Here is a 17692-nt window from a genome sequence, read left to right as displayed (position 1 = left end):
GGCGGTGCGCGCGCCGAGGGCGCCCAGCGGGCCGAGGGCCGCGAGGGCGGCGGCGCCCTGGATGATCGAGCGTCGTTGGACGAAGGGGGAGTACTCGGTGCTCACGGACATGCTCTCCTTGATCAGTGTGTCGTCACCGGGCGAGGGAGACCGGGACGAGGGTCAGTCAAGAGGGGGCGAGCGACCTCACGATGGCCACGAGAGCAACTGACGGGGCCTGTGGGGTGACGCTTCGTCGTCCTGTTTTGGCCCTGCAGCGCCCCCGTGGAAGAATCCCCTGCGTACCCGTCCGTGCCGGTGATCTCTCCTGCGCGCCGGATGCCTACACCCCGAGCTCGATACCCCGTGCGACCAGCGCACGGTCTCGCCGTGCTCATGACTGAAGGGACCACTCACGTGGCCGTCAAGATCCGCCTGAAGCGTATGGGCAAGATCCACAAGCCGTTCTACCGCGTCGTCATCATGGACTCCCGCGCCAAGCGCGATGGTCGTGCGATCGAGGAGATCGGTCAGTACCACCCCACCGAGGAGCCCTCGGTCATCAAGATCGACGGCGAGCGCGCCCAGCACTGGCTCTCTCAGGGCGCCCAGCCCACCGAGGCCGTCGCCGCGCTGCTCAAGGTCACCGGTGACTGGCAGAAGTTCAAGGGCGAGCCCGGCGCCGAGGGCACCCTGAAGGTCAAGGAGCCCAAGGCCTCCAAGAAGGACCTCTACGAGGCTGCCCTCGCGTCCTCCGACAAGGAGGGTGCTGAGCACGAGGCCATCACCGCGAAGAAGAAGGCCGACAAGGAGGCCGCTGACAAGAAGGCGGCCGACGCCAAGGCTGCCGAGGACAAGGCTGCGGCCGACGCCAAGGCTGCCGAGGAGAAGGCTGCTGCCGAGGCTCCGGCCGAGGACGCTCCGGCCGAGGCCGAGACCACCACCGAGGCCTGAGATGCTCGACGAGGCGCTCGAGCACCTGGTGACCGGCATCGTCGACCACAAGGACGACGTCGTCGTGCGGAGCAAGAACCTGCGTCGCGGGCAGATCCTCGAGGTGCGCGTGCACCCCGATGACCTCGGCCGTGTCATCGGTCGCTCCGGCCGGACCGCCTCCGCGCTGCGCACCGTCCTCGGTGCTCTCGGTGGCGGCGACAATGTGCGGATCGACATCGTCGACACCGACCGCGAGCGCTGAGACCCAGCGCTGACCTCATGGTCGAATGGCCGCCATCCCTCCGGGGAGGGCGGCCATTCGCCATGTCGGGGCCCGGCTGCATAGGTTGTCCCGCATGACTCGCACCGATGGCCACGTGGTCGCCCGCATCGGCAAGCCCCACGCGCTGCGTGGTGAGGTCACCGTGCAGCTGCACACCGATGACCCGGAGGCGCGCTTCGTCCCCGGGGTCGTCTTCGACACGCGTGCCCAGGAGGGTTCCGGTGTGCCCCGTCAGCTGACGCTCGCCACGACCCGCGTGCACCAGGGCGTCTGGCTGCTCGGTTTCGAGGGCATCCCCGACCGCACCGGCGCCGAGTCGCTGCGTGGCACGCGTCTGGTGCTCGCTCTCGACCAGCCGGACCCCACCGAGGACGACGAGGGCTGGTACGAGGAGGACCTCGTGGGCCTGCAGGTGGTCGACCCGGCGGGGACGGTCCTCGGTGAGGTCGTCGCCCTGGAGCTCGGCGCCGCCCAGGACCGGCTCCGGCTGCGCCGGCCCGATGGCAAGGAGGCGCTGGTCCCCTTCGTCGAGGAGATCGTGCCGGAGGTCGACCCCGAGGCCGGTCGGGTGGTCGTCGACGCGCCCCCCGGCCTCCTCGACCTCGACGCGAAGGGGGAGTGAGCCGTGCGCATCGACGCCGTCTCGATCTTCCCGGAGTACCTCGACGCCCTCGACATCTCACTCATCGGCAAGGCCCGACGTGACGGCCTGATCGACCTGCGCGTGCACGACCTGCGCGGCTTCGCCCACGACCGGCACCGCACGGTCGACGACACCCCCTACGGCGGGGGTGCGGGCATGGTCATGAAGGCCCAGCCGTGGAGCGAGGCGCTCACCCACGTGCTCGACTCCGCGGACGAGACCACCGGAGCGGCGCCGGTGCTGATCGTCCCCGGACCCGGCGGTGAGCGCTTCAGCCAGACGATGGCCAAGGAGTTCGCGCACGCGCCCTGGCTGGCCTTCGCCTGTGGCCGGTACGAGGGCATCGACGAGCGCGTCTACGAGTGGGCTGCCGAGCGCATGGAGGTGCGCGTGGTCTCCCTCGGCGACTACGTGCTCAACGGCGGCGAGGTCGCTGTCCTGGCGATGGTCGAGGCCATCGGCCGGCTCCTGCCGGGAGTCGTGGGCAATGCCGAGTCGCTCGTCGAGGAGTCGCACGAAGGGGGTCTGCTCGAGTACCCGATCTACACCAAGCCGTCCGTGTGGGCCGGCGCCGACGGGGTGGAGCGGGCCGTCCCGGAGGTCCTCCTCGGGGGCAACCACGGTGCCGTCGCTCAGTGGCGGCACGAGCAGCGCCTCGCCCGCACCGCAGCGCGCCGCCCGGACCTGTTGCACGTGGCCGCGACCACGCACGAGCTCGCTGGCCTCGACCACGCGGTCGCCAGCCGGGCCGACGCGGCCGAGCTGGCGGTCCTGCAGCGGGCCTGCTGGGCCGAGATGGTGACGCCGGCGGAGCACTGGTGGGGCGCGCCGGCCGAGGATGCGTCCGCGGTGGCCGACAGCCTGGAGCAGTGGACGACCCATGTCTTCCGCTCCGGGGGGCGGCTGGTCATGTCGGTCCGGGTGCGCCGGGATCCGGCCGAGCCGACGACGTGGCAGATCGGACGCCTCATGGTCGCGCCCGATCTGCAGCATCAGGGCCTGGGCCGCGCTCTGCTCGCCCATGCCGAGGCACTGGCTCCCTCTGACATCACCCGGCTGTGGCTCAACACCGGGGCCGATCAGCCGCGCCTGCTGAAGATGTACAAGAAGGCGGGCTACCGCGTGATCGGGCCCGGCGAGGGGCCGGGGACCGTGGACCTCAGTCGGCCCCTGCGGCGCTGAGCGGACCTTCCTCAGACGCAGCCGGGTACCCACAGCCGGAGGACGATCTCGAGCAGGACCGTGCCGACGAGGGCAGCGGCCAGCCAGACCCAGCCCCGCGCCCGGTGCGCCAGCGAGAGCAGCGCGATCGGGATCGTGATGGCCATCGCGATGGCCGGTAGCCCGAGCTGCAGGACCGGCCACAGGGCCTCGGTGCCGACGCAGCCGGTCCCGCCGGGCTGGTCGATCTCGATGAGGCCGCGGATGCGGGAGGTGAGGACGGCTGCAGCGGGTGCCACGAGGAGCAGGGTGAGCAGGCCGCCGACGGGGTGCCAGGTGACCCCCTCCGCGTCCTGACGGCGGCGATGGGACCCACCACGATTTCTGGTCACGCGCTCCCCTCTGGCAGAATCGGACATCGCGCTCAATGACACCGCCCCTGCCACAGGGGGAGTGCCGAGACCTGGGTCCTCACGATGTGCGGACCCGACCCACGGCACGCGGCGGTGGGCGCGACACCTCATACATTACTGACGAGGGCGGACGGCCTGTGGCGTTCGCAGGAAAGCGACAAGCGCCATGCAGCGTTTCGACGAGATCGACAAGGCGTCCCTGCGGGACGACATCCCCGAGTTCCGGGCGGGCGACACCGTCAAGGTCCACGTCAAGGTCATCGAGGGCAGCCGCTCGCGTGTCCAGCTCTTCCAGGGCGTCGTCATCCGTCGCCACGGCGGCGGCATCGGCGAGACCTTCACCGTCCGCAAGGTCTCCTTCGGCGTCGGCGTGGAGCGCACCTTCCCGCTGCACACCCCGGTCATCGAGAAGATCGAGGTCGCGAGCCGTGGCGATGTCCGCCGCGCCAAGCTGTACTACCTGCGCAACCTGCGCGGCAAGGCTGCTCGCATCCGCGAGCGTCGCGACACCCCCGCGAACTGACCCTCGCCAGCGTGCGGGCCCTAGGCTGACCCCGATGTCGACCGAGCCCGCGCAGCATGACTCCTCGACCCCCGCCGGATCTCCGGCGGGGGTCGACGTGCGTCCCGCACGCCGCCTCCTGCTCGAGATCGGGGTGGCCGTCCTGCTCGTCATGCTCCTGCGGATCTTCGTCATGGAGTCCTTCCACGTCCCGAGCGCCTCGATGGCACCGACCATCGCTCCCGGCGACCGGGTCGTCGTGACCAAGATCGGGGCCTCGCACGTCGAGCGCGGCGATCTCATCGTCTTCGACGGGACGGACACCTTCGCGACGGCTGACCGCACCCCCTTCGCCTCGGACGGGCTCATCGGGCGGGTCCTCTCCGGCGCCGCGGCCACGCTGTCGATCGACCTGGGGGAGCAGGACTTCCTCAAGCGGGTCGCCGGCGTCGGGGGCGACCACGTGGCCTGCACCCCCGAGGGAGGGCTCGTCGTCAACGACGAGCGGGTGGAGGAGCCGTGGCTGGCGCCCGGCACCTCGGCCTGTGACACACCCTTCGACGTCAAGGTCCCGCAGGGACGCCTCTTCGTGCTCGGGGACAACCGGAGCGACTCGGCCGACTCCCGGGACCACCTCGGCGATCCGGGTGGAGGCATGGTGCCGATCGAGGACGTCGTCGGCCACGTCTCGTGGCGCTACTGGCCGCTTGACCGCATCGGTGGGCTCGAGCGCTGAGCCGGCCCCGCGAGGACACGTGCATCCGCGCTGACGTCCGCGAGCAGCATCAGCACGCATACTGGTTCGTCAGGGCGCCCGATTCACCGGGCGCGGTAGAGGAAGAGACCCGTGGCACACGATCCTGATTCGGCGCACGCAGAGGCGCAGGACGAGCACAAGGACCGTGCCCGCGATGAGCGTGCCCGTGACGAGCGCGGCGTCATGGCCCGCCTGGGCGCAGCAGTGCGGGAGATCGTCGTGGTCCTCGCCATGGCGCTGACGCTGTCCTTCGTCGTCAAGACCTTCCTCATCCAGGCCTTCTTCATCCCGAGCGAGTCGATGCAGGACACGCTGCTCGTCGGTGACCGGGTCGTCGTCTCCAAGCTGACGCCGGGACCCTTCGAGCTCAAGCGCGGCGACATCGTCGTCTTCGAGGACCCGGGTGACTGGCTCAGCCCGGTCCCGGTGACCAACCACGGTGCCGTGCTCAACGGCGTGCGCGACGCCCTGATGTTCGTCGGCCTCCTGCCCGACACCTCGGAGGGGCACCTCATCAAGCGAGTCATCGGCATGCCCGGTGACCATGTGCAGTGCTGCGACGCCGAGGGCAGGCTGCTCGTCAATGGCGAGCCGATCGACGAGAGCGCCTACCTCAAGCCGGGTGTCACGGCCAGCGACATGGAGTTCGACATCACCGTCCCGAGCGGCCGCATGTGGGTCATGGGTGACAACCGCAGCGACTCCTCCGACTCGCGCTACCACGACCCCGGCGGCCATGGCAGCCAGGGCGCGGTGCCGCTCGACCTCGTCGTCGGCAAGGCCGCCGTCACCGTCTGGCCCTTCGACCGCATGTCGCGGCTGTCCACGCACGAGGACGTCTACAGTGAGGTGCCTGACGCGGGGAGCAACCGCTCCCTCGGCCCGCCGCCGGGCGAGCCGCACACGTCGTGACCGGGATCCGACGCCCTGCGCGACCCAGCCTGCGCGTCGAGCGTGAGCTCCAGCGGGCCGGGCACCGGGTGCTCGCCGGGATGGACGAGGTGGGGCGCGGCTCGTTGGCCGGCCCGGTGAGCGTCGGAGTGGTCGTCATCGACGAGACCTGTCGCACGGCCCCAGCCGGGGTCCGCGACTCCAAGCTGCTCACCCCGTCGGCACGCCAGGCGATGGTCCCGCGACTGCGGCGCTGGGCGCTGGCGCACGCCGTCGGCCACGCGCTGCCGGGTGAGATCGACGAGATCGGGATCATCGCCGCTCTCCGCCTGGCGGGGACGCGGGCGCTGGCCCAGCTCGAGGTCGTCCCTGATCTCGTGCTGCTCGACGGCAACCACGACTGGTTGACCCACCCCGAGGAGGTCGGCCTCTTCGCCGAGCTCGGCGCATCCGGACGCACCCTGCCGCCGGTGCGCACGATGATCAAGGCCGACATGCGGTGCAGCACGGTCGCGGCCGCCAGCGTCCTGGCCAAGGTGGAGCGCGACCAGCGGATGGTCGAGCTCGCGGACGTGCACCCCCACTACGGCTGGGAGCACAACAAGGGGTACTCGGCGAGTGTCCACCTGGATGCCCTGCGGGTGCACGGTCCGTGCGGCGAGCACCGTCGGTCGTGGTCCTTGCCGGGGGTGACCCCGGTCGTCACCGACGACGTCGTCGTGGGAGATGATGAGGAAGGACCGGGCGAGGGACGTGATCTCCTCGCCGGCACGGTGAGCGAAGGGAGGTCCCGGTGAGCTCGGAGGACCTGGAGAAGTACGAGACCGAGATGGAGCTGGCGCTCTATCGCGAGTACCGGGACGTCGTGCACCTCTTCAGCCACGTCGTCGAGACCGAGCGACGGTTCTACCTGGCCAACAGCGTGGACGTCTCGGTGCGTGGCGAGGGCGCCGAGGTCTACTTCGAGGTGACGATGCAGGACGCGTGGGTGTGGGACATCTACCGTCCGGCGCGGTTCGCCAAGCAGGTGCGGGTCGTCACCTTCAAGGACGTCAACGTCGAGGAGCTGGCCAAGTCCGAGCTCGAGATGCCTGAGGGCGGCTTCTAGCCCGTCCACAGGCCCATCGTGGGCCGTGACGTCATCCCCAGCCCGTCGAGGAGCCTCGCGACCGCCGTGCTGCAGCCCTTGACTGGGTCTCGGAGGTGGTCGCCGATGACCCGCACGAGGACCGACACGCAGCCCACACGGGCCAGCGTGGGAGCCGATGGAGAGGCCTTTGCCGAGGGCCATCTGACGAGAGCCGGCATGCAGGTGCTGGATCGCAACTGGCGGTGCAGCGCAGGGGAGATCGACCTGGTCCTGCGCGATGGCGACACGATCGTCGTGTGCGAGGTCAAGACCCGACGCAGCCGCGCCTTCGGTGAGCCCATCGAGGCCATCACCCGGGCAAAGCTGGGCCGTCTGCGACGCCTCGCCGGGCGGTGGCTCGCGGTGCACGAGGTGTCCGCCCGCGGGGTGCGCATCGACATCGTCGCTCTGCACCGCGACCCTGACGGCAACTACGCCGTCCAGCACGTCGTGGGGGCGTGACGATGAGTGTGGGCGTGACCCGTGGTGTCGCCCTGCGTGGCATCTCCGGGCACCTCGTCGACATCGAGTGCCACGTGGGCCAGGGACTGCCCTGCTTCGAGATCAGCGGGCTGCCCGACACGGCCCTGCGCCAGGCCCCACAGCGGGTGCGCGCGGCCACCATCTCGGCGGGGATCTCCCTCAACTCGCGTCAGCTGACGTTCAACCTGTCACCTGCCGCGATCCCCAAGCACGGCACCGGCTTCGACCTCGGCATCGCGGTGGCAGCACTCGCCGCCTGTGGCGAGCTGCCTGTCGATGCGGTGCGCCCCGTCGCGCACGTGGCCGAGCTGGGCCTCGACGGCAGGCTGCGTCATGTGGCCGGCGTGCTGCCGGCCGTGCTCGCGGCGCAGCGGGCGGGGTGCGAGCAGGTGGTCGTGGCGCCGGACGACGTGACGGAGGCCCAGCTGGTCGAGGGAGTGCGTGTCTGCACCGCTCGGACGCTGGAGGAGCTGGTGCGTGGGTACAGCCGGATCGCGCGTGGCGGCAGATACCCGGAGGCGGCCGCCAGACCGCACGATCCTTCCGCCTGTGAGGACGGCGGACGGCGGCTAGACCTCGCTGACGTGTCCGGGCAGCACGAGGCGCTGGCGGCGCTCATGCTGGCGGCTGCCGGCGGTCACCACGTGCTGCTCAACGGACCCCCGGGGTCGGGCAAGACCATGCTTGCCGAGAGGCTCGTGACGATCCTGCCGCCGCTGACCCGGGAGCAGGCGCTCGAGACCCTCGCAGTGCGCTCACTCGTCGGCGCGATGCCCACATCGGGCATCGATCTGCAGCCTCCCTTCGTCGCTCCACACCATTCGGCGAGCGTTGCCGCGCTCGTGGGTGGCGGGACGGGTGTGGTGCTGCCCGGCGCGGTCTCCCAGGCCCACCACGGAGTGCTCTTCCTGGACGAGGCCGCCGAGTTCGGCGGCGCGGTGCTGCAGGCCCTGCGCCAGCCGCTGGAGTCCGGCCAGGTCGTGATCGCCCGTGCTCGTGAGCAGGTGGCCTACCCGGCGAGGGTGCAACTGGTGCTGGCGGCCAACCCGTGCCCGTGCGGCGAGGGCCATGGCAAGGGTCTGCTCTGCCGCTGTCGGCCGACCGAGCGGCGTGCGTACGCGGCTCGCCTGAGTGGGCCGCTGCTCGATCGCGTCGACATCCAGGTGCAGGTGCCCAAGGTCAGCCTGGCCGAGCTCCACGAGGCCCCGTCGGACTCGAGCGCAGCGGTGGCCGAGAGGGTGCTGCTCGCCCGCGCCGCTCAGCGCCGCCGATGGGAGGCGCACGGCTGGCAGCTCAACAGCCAGGTCCCGGGCCCGGTTCTGCGTCGCGCACCATGGCGGCTCCCGTCGGTCACGACCTCGGGCCTGGACCGTGCGCTTGACCTCGGGCAGGTCACCCTGCGGGGATACGACCGGGTGTTGCGGCTCGCGTGGACGAGCGCCGACCTCAACGGCCGGCCCACGCCGAGCGCCACCGATGTGGGGCTGGCCCTGATGTACCGCACCCAAGGAGCGGTGGCGGCATGAGCAGCCGAGGCGGATCGCAGCCGACCCCGACGGAGGTGTCACGAGCCCATGCCCAGGTCGGCACGGATGAGCGCCGGGCTCGGGTGGCCTGGTCGCGTGTCCTCGAAAATCGTCGTGAGCGCGCCAGTGATGTCCGGCTGCACCTCCTCACCGAGGTGCTGCGCATCGGTCATGTCCAGGCCTGGCACCGCTTGGTCGACGGTGACCTGCCGAAGTGCGCGAGTGCCCGGGCACACGTGGCATCCGTCGACGTCGAGGCCGAGCTGGACCGAGTGGCTCGCACGGGGGCACGAGTGGTCATCCCGGGCGATGCCGACTGGCCGCTGGCCCTGTCCCAGCAGGACATCGAGCCACACCTGCTCCATGTGCGGGGCCAGGGGTGTCTGGCCGACCTGGTCCAGCGGGCCGTTGCGGTCGTGGGTTCGCGGGCGAGCACGGGATACGGGGAGGCGATCTCCCGCGAGCTCGGCGCCGGGCTGGCCACTCGCGGCTGGACCGTCGTCTCCGGGGCCGCCTACGGCATCGATGCCGCGGCCCACCAGGGTGCGCTGGCGGTCGAGGGCCCGGTTGTCGCTGTCCTGCCGTGTGGCCCGGACCGGGCCTACCCGGAGGGCAACCGACGCCTCGTCGATGCCGTCGCCGAGCGCGGGGTTGTCATCACCGAGCTGGCGACCGGCACGGTCGCGATGCGGCACCGCTTCCTCGCACGCAACCGGATCATCGCGGCAGTGGCCGCGGCCACCGTCGTCGTCGAGGCCGGTCTGCGGTCCGGGTCGCTCAACACCGCCGGCTGGGCCGAGTTCCTTGGCCGACCGATCGGTGCCGTGCCCGGACCCGTCACCCAGATGTCCTCCGCCGGCTGCCACGAGTGGATCCAGAAGGGACGTGCCTCGCTGGTGACCGACTCTGCGGATGCGATCGCCCTCGCGGCACGGGTCGGGGACGCGGTCGACCAGCCCGTCGAGCAACTGGGTCCCGCGCGCGTGCTGGATGCCATGACGACCGTCCAGAGGCGCGTGCACGATGTGCTGCGCAGTCGGTCCGTCCGGTCTGTGGGAGCGGTGGCCCACGAGCTCGTGCTCCCCGTGGAGGACGTGCTCGCCGAGCTGTCGGTGATGTCCGTGGAGGGGTGGGCGGAGCAGGACGACGGCGGTGGCTGGCGGCGGGGACGTGGACCGTCGTGACGAGTCGCTCCACCGGTGCTGACGCTGCCCGTGGCACGGTGGTCGAGTGAGTGTCACGCAGTCGACCGAGACGGTCCCCACCCCCGACTGGGTGCAGGACTGCCTCGATGCCTTCGTGACCTACCTGGAGCGGGAGCGCGATCGCTCCGAGCACACCATCAGGGCATATGCCGGCGACGTCCGCGCCTGCCTCGTCTGGTGCGCGGGCGACGGCAGCGACGCGCTCGCCGACATCACCCTGCACCAGCTGCGGGCCTGGCTCGGGAGCCTCGCCTCGGCAGGGGCTGCCCGCTCCACGCTCTCGAGGCGGTCCGCTGCGATCCGCACCTTTTGTGCGTGGGCGCGCCGCACCGGTCGCATCGAGACGGACCCCGCGCTCCGTCTGGCCTCGCCCAAGCGGCAGCGGACCCTGCCCGAGGTCCTCAGCCGGGAGAGTGCCACCGCAGTCCTCGACGTCGCTGCCGTGGCCGCTGACGACGACGACCCGATCCACCTGCGCAACCGGGCCGTGCTCGAGCTGCTGTACGCAACCGGCATCCGGGTGAGCGAGCTCACCGGCCTCGACATCGACGACGTCGACCGAGGACGACGGGTGGTGCGCGTCTTCGGCAAGGGGCGCAAGGAGCGCGTCGTCCCCTACGGGGCTCCGGCGGACGAGGCCCTGGGGGAGTGGCTCGAGCGCGGACGACCGCGCGTGGTCACGGACTCCTCCGGGCCGGCGCTCCTTCTCGGTCGCCGCGGCCGCCGGGTCGACCCCCGCCAGGTGCGCGAGGTCGTCCACGCTCTCCTCGCCCATGTCCCGGACGCTCCGGACGTCGGGCCGCACGGGCTGCGCCACTCGGCGGCCACCCACCTGCTCGAGGGCGGGGCCGACCTGCGCATGGTCCAGGAGCTGCTCGGTCACTCATCCCTGGCCACGACCCAGATCTACACCCACGTCTCGCTCGACCGACTGCGCCGCAGCTACGAGCAGGCGCACCCCCGCGCCTGACGAGGCCTCACGGCACCGGCAGCAGGATCACCCGCTGGGCACCGAAGAAGGCCAAGGGATCCAGGTACGTCGCCCCTCGTCTGGCGCCGAGGTGGAGGCAGGTCGCAGGGATGCAGTGGCCGGCCTCGTCGCCGATCCGGCCGATGGTCTCGCCCCTCTCGACGCGGTCACCGATGCGGGCCGTCGAGTCCACGGGCTCGTAGGTGCTGCGGACCCCGCTCGCGTGCGTGACCGTGATGGTTCCCCGGCCGGCGATGCGCCCCCGATGTGTGACGACCCCGTCGTCGACGGCGGCGACCCGTGAGTCCGGCGTGGCCGCCAGGTCGATGCCCCGGTGTCCGGGGCCCCACCGCTCCTCGGGTGCGTCGAAGGGCGCCACGACAGGCGGGCGGCCGCCGTCACCGACGGGCCAGGACCAAGTAGCACCCGACGGCGGGGGTGGCGGGCCGATCAGGGACCCGGCCATGAGGAGGGCGAGGAGGGGCGAGGCGCTCATGTCGCCAGCGTCCCCCTTCGTCAGCAGCCGGAGAGGCCCAGCGCCGGGCTGTGGACGGAGCGAGTCGCCGTGTCGGGGCTGTGGGTCAGCCGGTGAAGGCGGCCAGCCGGCGGCAGCCCTCCTCGAGGACCTCGTCCCGCTTGCAGAAGGCGAAGCGCACGAGCGTGGCCGTGTCACCCGGGTCGTCGCAGAACACGGAGACCGGGACGGCAGCGACCCCGGCGGCCTGCGGCAGCGCGAGGCACCACTCCAGCGCATCGGTGACGCCGAGCGGCGCGGCGTCCGCCACGACGAAGTAGGTGCCCTGCGAGGGGCGCACGGCCAGACCCGCCGCACCCAGGCCCTCGACGAGGAGGTCGTGCCGGGCGCGCAGCGAGTCCCGCAGGTCATCGAGAGGCTCGGGGCCCATCCTCAACGCGTGGGCGACGCCATGCTGCAGGGGTGAGGCGGTGGTGAAGGTGAGGTACTGGCGCACCACCTGGGCGGCCTGCACGAGCTCGGCCGGCCCGCTGAGCCAACCGACCTTCCACCCCGTGACGGAGAAGAACTTGCCCGCCGACCCGATCGTCAGCGTGCGCTCCCACATCCCCGGCAGGGTCGCCATCGGTGTGTGCGCCACCCCGAAGGTCAGGTGCTCGTAGACCTCGTCGCTGATCACCCACGCGTCATGACGACGCGCCAGGTCCGCGATGACCTCGAGCTCACTGGGGGAGAAGACCTTGCCCGTCGGGTTGTGTGGACTGTTGACGATGACGACGCGGGTCCGCTCCGTGAAGGCGGCGGCCAGCTCGTCGGCGTCGAGGGACAGGTCCGGCCAGCGCAAGGGCACGGTGCGCTTGACCCCACCGGCGAGGGCGATGACGGCCGAGTAGCTGTCGTACGAGGGCTCGATGACGACGACCTCGTCGCCGGGGGAGACGAGTCCGAGGATCGAGGCAGCGATCGCCTCGGTGGCCCCCGTGGTCACGAGCACCTCGTCCGCAGGGTCAGGACGAAGGGAGTGATGGTGCGCCTGGTGCTCGGCGATCGCCTCGCGCAGGGCCGGGATGCCGATCGACGGCGGGTACTGGTTGTGGCCCGCCGAGATGGCCGCGCGGGCGGCGTCGAGGACCTCGGCCGGACCGTCGGTGTCGGGGAAGCCTTGGCCGAGGTTGACCGCGTCGTGCTCCAGCGCCAACGCCGACATCGTGGCGAAGATCGTCTCGGCGTACGGCTGCATACGGGTCACGAGTGGGTCGCTCATGTCCTGACCCTACGAGCAGCCCACCGGGATTTCTCCCTTCGTCACCCCCGCCGTAGGATGGAGGGCACACCCAGTCTGTCTGGGTGAATTCGCGTGCTCCTCACCGGATGACGAGATCTCTCTGAATCCGGGGCACACCACGGCAGTCCCGGCCTCGGCCGGGCGGGGTGGGCCGGAGCACCAGGAGACAACTGACAACCCTTCGACGAGAGGACTTCGGCATGGCCGTCGTCACCATGCGCCAGCTCCTTGAGAGCGGCGTCCACTTCGGGCACCAGACCCGACGCTGGAACCCCAAGATGAAGCGCTTCATCATGACCGAGCGCAATGGCATCTACATCATCGACCTGCAGCAGTCGCTGACCTACATCAACGACGCCTACGAGTTCGTCAAGCAGACGGTCGCCCACGGCGGCTCGATCCTGTTCGTCGGCACCAAGAAGCAGGCCCAGGAGCCCATCGCCGAGCAGGCGACGCGCGTCGGGATGCCCTACGTCAACCACCGCTGGCTCGGTGGCATGCTCACCAACTTCCAGACGATCTCCAAGCGCCTCACGCGCCTGAAGGAGCTCGAGGAGCTGGACTTCGACACCGTCGCCGGGTCCGGCTACACCAAGAAGGAGCTCCTCATCCTTCGCCGTGAGAAGGACAAGCTCACCAAGACCCTCGGTGGCATCCGCAACATGGCGAAGGTTCCCTCCGCCGTGTGGATCGTCGACACCAAGAAGGAGCACCTCGCGGTGGACGAGGCCCGCAAGCTGGGGCTGCCCGTCATCGCGATCCTCGACACCAACTGCGACCCCGACGAGGTCGACTACAAGATCCCCGGCAACGACGACGCGATCCGCTCCGTCACGCTGCTGACCCGCGTCGTCGCCGACGCGGTCGCCGACGGTCTCATGACCCGCGGTGGCGGCAACGCCAACGCTGCGTCCGCCGAGGCCGAGCCGATGGCCGAGTGGGAGCGCGAGCTCCTCGCTGGTGAGGGCGACGCCCCCGCCGCCGCGACCGAGGCTCCCGCGACCGAGGCTGCGGCGACTGAGGCTCCTGCGACCGAGGCTCCGGCCGAGGCTGCGACTACTGAGGCTCCTGCTGCCGAGGCCACCCCGGAGGCTCCGGCCGCCGAGGCCACGCCCGAGGCCTGAGCACACCCTCACTGACCACCGTCACACCTCACGAAGGAGAACGGGACACACATGGCGAAGAACTACACCGCCGCTGACATCAAGGAGCTGCGCGAGCGCACCGGCGCCGGCATGCTCGACGTGAAGAAGGCGCTCGACGAGACCGACGGCGACAAGTCGAAGGCTCAGGAGTTGCTGCGCATCAAGGGCCTCAAGGGCGTCACCAAGCGTGAGGGCCGCACGGCCTCCAACGGCTTGGTCGTCGCTCAGGCCGGCGACGGCGTGGGCACCCTGGTCGAGGTCCTCTGCGAGACCGACTTCGTCGCCAAGGGCGAGAAGTTCGGCGCACTCGCCGACGAGGTCCTCGCCGCGGCCATCGCGGCCAAGGCCACCGACGCGGACAGCCTCCTGGCTGCCCCCGCCGGTGACGCCACCGTCAAGGAGCTCCTTGACGAGGCCAACGCCACCATCGGCGAGAAGATCGAGGTCAAGCGGGTTGCTCGCGTCGAGGCCCCCGTGGTCTCGGCGTACCTGCACAAGACCAGCCCGGACCTGCCCGCCCAGATCGGAGTCCTCCTGGGCACCGACGGTGGGGACACCCAGGTGGCTCGTGACGTCGCGATGCACATCGCTGCGTTCAGCCCCAATGTCCTCACCCGGGACGAGCTCGACGCTGATGTCGTCGCCAACGAGCGTCGCATCGCCGAGGAGACGGCCAAGGAGGAGGGCAAGCCGGAGGCTGCCCTGCCCAAGATCGTCGAGGGTCGCGTGCACGGCTTCTTCAAGGAGAACGTCCTGCTCGACCAGCCCTTCGCCAAGGACTCGAAGAAGTCCGTGGCCAAGGTCCTCGAGGAGGCCGGTGCGAACGCCACCCAGTTCGCCCGCTTCCGCGTCGGTTCCTGACCGACGCACCCCAGAAGGGGGCCGCACCCGATCACGGGTGCGGCCCCCTTCGTCATGCGCGTCCACCCTCAGCCCTCAGCTGCTGGGGGCAGCGCCTCGAGCACCGTCCGCACCATCCAGGCCAGGTGCTCGGCGACCTCGTGGGGCGTGCCTGTCGGGTGCATGACCTGGGAGAGAGCGACCCGCACGATCACCTCGATCGTCGCGTCGATCCGCTCCGGGGGCAGCGGCAGCGCGAAGGGGGCGACGAGCCCCTGGACCGTGGCCGTCGCGAGCTCGAGGAGCAGCTCGGGTCGGGTGGTGAGGAGCGGCAGCAGCTCGGTGTCGGCGCCGTGGACGGCGGCGACGACACCGCGCACGAGAGCGCTCTCCTCGGAGCGCTCGAGGACCCGGGTGATGGACCGATCGATCGCGGTGGGGACGTCCGGCGCCCCGTCGAAGCCCGCGACGACCTCGGCGAGGAAGCCTTCGACCTCACGGATGACGAGGAGCTCAGCGAGCTCGGCCTTGGTCCCGACCTCGGTGTGCACCGTCTGCCGGCTGACGCCGACGACCGACGCGACCTTGCCCATCGACACGGCCGCCCAGCCGCCACCGACCGTGATGCCGGCCGTCGCGTCGAGGATCCGCTCACGCATCGGGGAGTCGCTCATGCCGACTGCAGCACGAAGTCGAGCTTGTCGCGCACACCGCAGTCCGGGCAGGTCCAGTCAGCGGGGATCTCCGCCCAGGCTGTGCCTGCGGCAAATCCTTCGTGCTCGTCCCCTGTGGCGACGAGGTACTCGTAGCCGCAGCCCGGGCACGTCGCGGCCGTGACGGCGTCCGGAGCCTGCGTCGGGACCGGGGCCAGGGACACCACGGGGCGTGGATCTGCAGCGTGCGTGGTGAGGATCGACTCTCGCTTGCGCGGATCGATGTTGGCTCGGGTCAGATCGCCGTCGAAGTGCGCCGCGACCCTCGGGTCCATGACCCGGCGCCACAGCGGCGGGACGAGGGCCAGGACGATCATGCCGGCATAGCCGGTGGGCAGCACGGGCGCGGACTCGTGGTCGCGCAGCGCCTGGTATCGACGGGTGGGGTTGGCGTGATGGTCGCTGTGTCGCTGCAGGTGGTACAGGAAGACATTGGTGGCGATGTTGTTGGAGTTCCACGAGTGGCTCTGCAGGACCCGCTCGTAGCGCTCCACATCACCGTGGTGGACCTTGGTGCGGCGCATGCCGTAGTGCTCGAGGTAGTTGACGACCTCGAGCAGGCTCAGGCCGATCACACCCTGCAGGAGCAGGTAGGGCAGGATGCCGACGCCGAGCCAGAGGATCATCGCGGCCCACAGCACGAGCGTCATCGCCCACGCATTGAGCACGTCATTGCTCGGGTGGAGCACCGACTTGCCCCGACGCCGCAGGCGAGTCGCCTCCAGCCGCCAAGCGCTGCGCAGGGAACCGATGACGGTCCGCGGCCAGAAGGCGTAGAAGCTCTCGCCGAGCCGTGAGCTCGCCGGGTCCTCCGGGGTGGCCACCCGCACGTGATGGCCGCGGTTGTGCTCGATGTAGAAGTGCCCGTACCCGCTCTGCGCGAGCGCGACCTTGGACAACCAGCGCTCGTGCTTCGGCCGCTTGTGGCCCAGCTCGTGGGCGGTGTTGATCGCGATCCCGCCGACGCAGCCGATGGAGATCGAGGTGCCGATCCGCTCGATCATGGACAGCTCGAAGGGGGTTCCCATCGCACCCGGGAGGTGGTCCAGCCAGGCACCGAGCCCGAGGGTGTGGAGGGCGTCAGGCACCGGATTGCCGCGGGCGACGAGGTACATCGCCGCGGCGAAGCCGAGGTACTGGATGGGGATGTAGGCGTAGACGATCCAGCGATAGTACGGGTCGGCCTCGAGCGCCTTGACGGCCTCTGCGGGCGGGTTGGTCCGGTCCCGTCCGACGAGCAGGTCGATGGCGGGGATGACTCCCAGGATGATGATCGGGCCCAGCCACAACCACCACGACCAGCCCGTCACGGCCCGGCCGGCGAAGGCGACGAAGGCCAAGGAGGGAACGACCAGACCGATGAGCCACAGGTATCGCTTCTCGTCGCGCCACATCGTCTGGTCAGGATCGGCTGGGGCTGTCGCCACGTCGTGCTCCTCGTCGTTGAGGTCTCCCGGCCGCAGGGACGAGACCGGTGCGGACGACGGTAGTGACTGACCGGTCACTTGACAACTGGAAGGCGAATGTCAAGTCGCGGGTCCGGCGACGAGGGTCATCGCGCGGTCTCGACCTGTGGAAGGATCGGGCGAACCCGCACGCGACCCAGGGAGCACCACCGTGACCGACCAGAACACCCCCCAGGCCGACCGCAGGGTCCTCCTCAAGCTCTCGGGCGAGGCCTTCGGCGGAGGCAAGATCGGTCTCAACCCCGACGTCGTCCGCGGGATCGCCGAGCAGATCGCGGTCGCCGTCGGTCAGGGCATCCAGGTCGCCATCGTCGTCGGCGGCGGCAACTTCTTCCGGGGCGCGGAGCTGCAGGAGCAGGGCATGGACCGCAGCCGGGCCGACTACATGGGCATGCTCGGCACGGTCATGAACTGCCTCGCCTTGCAGGACTTCCTCGAGCACGCGGGTGTCGACACCCGCGTCCAGACCGCCATCACCATGGGCCAGGTCGCCGAGGCCTACATCCCGCGTCGCGCCATCCGCCACCTCGAAAAGGGCCGTGTCGTCATCTTCGGCGCCGGCGCCGGCATGCCCTTCTTCTCCACCGACACGGTGAGCGCCCAGCGTGCCCTGGAGATCAAGTGCGACGAGGTGCTCATCGCCAAGAACGGGGTCGACGGTGTCTACGACTCCGACCCCCGCACCAACCCCGAGGCGGTCAAGCTCGAGCGCGTCACGTACGAGCAGGCCATCCAGCAGAACCTCAAGGTCGTCGACGCCGCAGCCTTCAGCCTCTGCCGCGAGAACCACCTGCCGATGCTCGTCTTCGGCATGGAGGGCGCAGGCAATGTCACTCGGGCGCTCCTCGGTGAGCCCATCGGCACCGTCGTGCATGCCTGAGTGAGAGACT

At 70.5% G+C, this 17692-nt stretch carries 21 protein-coding genes; 16 read left to right on the top strand and 5 right to left on the bottom strand.

Annotated elements, in window-relative coordinates:
• Positions 1-396 precede the first annotated feature (396 nt).
• The 4 genes from rpsP to trmD all read left to right on the top strand — a co-directional run bounded on the left by rpsP (position 397) and on the right by trmD (position 3023).
• Positions 397-933 carry a 30S ribosomal protein S16 gene (rpsP, locus tag JLI01S_RS08400; RefSeq protein ID WP_068263003.1) on the top strand — a complete coding sequence of 179 codons (537 nt, stop codon included), beginning with the start codon at positions 397-399 and terminating at the stop codon, positions 931-933.
• Between the two features lies 1 nt (position 934).
• The gene (locus JLI01S_RS08395) at positions 935-1177 is read left to right on the top strand and encodes an RNA-binding protein (protein WP_068262998.1); all 243 of its coding nucleotides are present in this window, start codon (positions 935-937) and stop codon (positions 1175-1177) included.
• Between the two features lie 94 nt (positions 1178-1271).
• Positions 1272-1820, top strand: coding sequence for a ribosome maturation factor RimM (gene rimM, locus JLI01S_RS08390; RefSeq protein WP_068262987.1), 549 nt, complete (start codon positions 1272-1274; stop codon positions 1818-1820).
• 3 nt (positions 1821-1823) lie between these two features.
• Positions 1824-3023 carry a tRNA (guanosine(37)-N1)-methyltransferase TrmD gene (trmD, locus tag JLI01S_RS08385; protein WP_068262980.1) on the top strand — a complete coding sequence of 400 codons (1200 nt, stop codon included), beginning with the start codon at positions 1824-1826 and terminating at the stop codon, positions 3021-3023.
• A gap of 11 nt (positions 3024-3034) precedes the next feature.
• Here the strand turns inward: trmD and JLI01S_RS08380 are convergent, their stop codons facing one another.
• The gene (locus tag JLI01S_RS08380) at positions 3035-3394 is read right to left on the bottom strand and encodes a hypothetical protein (RefSeq protein WP_068262978.1); all 360 of its coding nucleotides are present in this window, start codon (positions 3392-3394) and stop codon (positions 3035-3037) included.
• Positions 3395-3581: 187 nt separating this feature from the next.
• Between JLI01S_RS08380 and rplS the strand changes: the two genes are divergently transcribed.
• The 9 genes from rplS to JLI01S_RS08335 all read left to right on the top strand — a co-directional run bounded on the left by rplS (position 3582) and on the right by JLI01S_RS08335 (position 10878).
• Positions 3582-3938, top strand: a complete 357-nt coding sequence (gene rplS, locus JLI01S_RS08375; protein ID WP_068262973.1) for a 50S ribosomal protein L19 — start codon at positions 3582-3584, stop codon at positions 3936-3938.
• Between the two features lie 34 nt (positions 3939-3972).
• Positions 3973-4653, top strand: a complete 681-nt coding sequence (lepB, locus tag JLI01S_RS08370) for a signal peptidase I (RefSeq protein ID WP_084349299.1) — start codon at positions 3973-3975, stop codon at positions 4651-4653.
• Between the two features lie 111 nt (positions 4654-4764).
• A complete protein-coding gene (lepB, locus tag JLI01S_RS08365; RefSeq protein ID WP_068262971.1) occupies positions 4765-5586 on the top strand; it encodes a signal peptidase I in 822 nt (273 codons plus the stop codon).
• A 5-nt stretch (positions 5587-5591) separates the two neighbouring features.
• Positions 5592-6362: a ribonuclease HII gene (gene rnhB, locus JLI01S_RS08360; RefSeq protein WP_068263062.1), complete on the top strand. Its 771-nt coding sequence runs from the start codon at positions 5592-5594 to the stop codon at positions 6360-6362.
• The gene (locus tag JLI01S_RS08355; RefSeq protein ID WP_068262969.1) at positions 6359-6673 is read left to right on the top strand and encodes a DUF2469 domain-containing protein; all 315 of its coding nucleotides are present in this window, start codon (positions 6359-6361) and stop codon (positions 6671-6673) included. The genes rnhB and JLI01S_RS08355 overlap by 4 nt, the downstream gene beginning before the upstream one ends.
• Before the next feature lie 105 nt (positions 6674-6778).
• Positions 6779-7156 carry a YraN family protein gene (locus tag JLI01S_RS08350; protein ID WP_068262967.1) on the top strand — a complete coding sequence of 126 codons (378 nt, stop codon included), beginning with the start codon at positions 6779-6781 and terminating at the stop codon, positions 7154-7156.
• Between the two features lie 2 nt (positions 7157-7158).
• The gene (locus JLI01S_RS08345; protein WP_068263058.1) at positions 7159-8703 is read left to right on the top strand and encodes a YifB family Mg chelatase-like AAA ATPase; all 1545 of its coding nucleotides are present in this window, start codon (positions 7159-7161) and stop codon (positions 8701-8703) included.
• Entirely contained in the window at positions 8700-9887 is a 1188-nt protein-coding gene (gene dprA, locus JLI01S_RS08340; RefSeq protein ID WP_084349298.1) for a DNA-processing protein DprA, read from the top strand. The genes JLI01S_RS08345 and dprA overlap by 4 nt, the downstream gene beginning before the upstream one ends.
• Positions 9888-9933: 46 nt before the next feature.
• On the top strand, positions 9934-10878 hold the full coding sequence (locus JLI01S_RS08335; protein ID WP_068262965.1) for a tyrosine recombinase XerC: 945 nt from the start codon (positions 9934-9936) through the stop codon (positions 10876-10878).
• A 7-nt stretch (positions 10879-10885) separates the two neighbouring features.
• Here JLI01S_RS08335 and JLI01S_RS08330 read toward each other — a convergent pair whose 3' ends face one another.
• Together JLI01S_RS08330 and JLI01S_RS08325 are read right to left on the bottom strand one after the other, a co-directional pair.
• Positions 10886-11374, bottom strand: a complete 489-nt coding sequence (locus JLI01S_RS08330; protein ID WP_068262962.1) for a murein hydrolase activator EnvC family protein — start codon at positions 11372-11374, stop codon at positions 10886-10888.
• 85 nt (positions 11375-11459) lie between these two features.
• Positions 11460-12617 (bottom strand): pyridoxal phosphate-dependent aminotransferase, encoded by a 1158-nt coding sequence (locus tag JLI01S_RS08325; RefSeq protein ID WP_068262959.1) that lies wholly within the window; start codon positions 12615-12617, stop codon positions 11460-11462.
• Between the two features lie 221 nt (positions 12618-12838).
• On the opposite strand from JLI01S_RS08325, the gene rpsB reads away from it, so the two are divergent.
• Positions 12839-13762, top strand: a complete 924-nt coding sequence (rpsB, locus tag JLI01S_RS08320; RefSeq protein ID WP_068262955.1) for a 30S ribosomal protein S2 — start codon at positions 12839-12841, stop codon at positions 13760-13762.
• A 51-nt stretch (positions 13763-13813) separates the two neighbouring features.
• Complete coding sequence (tsf, locus tag JLI01S_RS08315; RefSeq protein ID WP_068262950.1) at positions 13814-14644, top strand: translation elongation factor Ts; 831 nt, start codon at positions 13814-13816, stop codon at positions 14642-14644.
• Between the two features lie 68 nt (positions 14645-14712).
• Here tsf and JLI01S_RS08310 read toward each other — a convergent pair whose 3' ends face one another.
• Positions 14713-15297, bottom strand: coding sequence for a TetR/AcrR family transcriptional regulator (locus tag JLI01S_RS08310; protein WP_157074877.1), 585 nt, complete (start codon positions 15295-15297; stop codon positions 14713-14715).
• On the bottom strand, positions 15294-16763 hold the full coding sequence (locus tag JLI01S_RS17645) for a fatty acid desaturase (protein WP_281177457.1): 1470 nt from the start codon (positions 16761-16763) through the stop codon (positions 15294-15296). Before JLI01S_RS17645 ends, JLI01S_RS08310 begins: the two co-directional genes overlap by 4 nt.
• 190 nt (positions 16764-16953) lie before the next feature.
• Here JLI01S_RS17645 and pyrH point away from each other — a divergent pair, with 190 nt between their 5' ends.
• Positions 16954-17682, top strand: a complete 729-nt coding sequence (pyrH, locus tag JLI01S_RS08300; RefSeq protein ID WP_068262945.1) for a UMP kinase — start codon at positions 16954-16956, stop codon at positions 17680-17682.
• Positions 17683-17692 lie beyond the last annotated feature (10 nt).

Source organism: Janibacter limosus NBRC 16128 (assembly GCF_001570985.1).
GTDB classification, from domain to species: Bacteria; Actinomycetota; Actinomycetes; order Actinomycetales; family Dermatophilaceae; genus Janibacter; species Janibacter limosus.
This window is presented reverse-complemented; position numbering and strand designations above follow the sequence as displayed.

Coding starts and splice junctions, on each gene's coding strand:
- JLI01S_RS08395 (WP_068262998.1), top strand. CDS start 935: ATGCTCGACGAGGCGCTCGAGCACCTGGTGACCGGCATCGTCGACCAC.
- rimM (WP_068262987.1), top strand. CDS start 1,272: ATGACTCGCACCGATGGCCACGTGGTCGCCCGCATCGGCAAGCCCCAC.
- rplS (WP_068262973.1), top strand. CDS start 3,582: ATGCAGCGTTTCGACGAGATCGACAAGGCGTCCCTGCGGGACGACATC.
- JLI01S_RS08345 (WP_068263058.1), top strand. CDS start 7,159: ATGAGTGTGGGCGTGACCCGTGGTGTCGCCCTGCGTGGCATCTCCGGG.
- lepB (WP_084349299.1), top strand. CDS start 3,973: ATGTCGACCGAGCCCGCGCAGCATGACTCCTCGACCCCCGCCGGATCT.
- JLI01S_RS08330 (WP_068262962.1), bottom strand. CDS start 11,374: ATGAGCGCCTCGCCCCTCCTCGCCCTCCTCATGGCCGGGTCCCTGATC.
- JLI01S_RS08350 (WP_068262967.1), top strand. CDS start 6,779: ATGACCCGCACGAGGACCGACACGCAGCCCACACGGGCCAGCGTGGGA.
- dprA (WP_084349298.1), top strand. CDS start 8,700: ATGAGCAGCCGAGGCGGATCGCAGCCGACCCCGACGGAGGTGTCACGA.
- tsf (WP_068262950.1), top strand. CDS start 13,814: ATGGCGAAGAACTACACCGCCGCTGACATCAAGGAGCTGCGCGAGCGC.
- JLI01S_RS08325 (WP_068262959.1), bottom strand. CDS start 12,617: ATGAGCGACCCACTCGTGACCCGTATGCAGCCGTACGCCGAGACGATC.
- JLI01S_RS08310 (WP_157074877.1), bottom strand. CDS start 15,297: ATGAGCGACTCCCCGATGCGTGAGCGGATCCTCGACGCGACGGCCGGC.
- rpsB (WP_068262955.1), top strand. CDS start 12,839: ATGGCCGTCGTCACCATGCGCCAGCTCCTTGAGAGCGGCGTCCACTTC.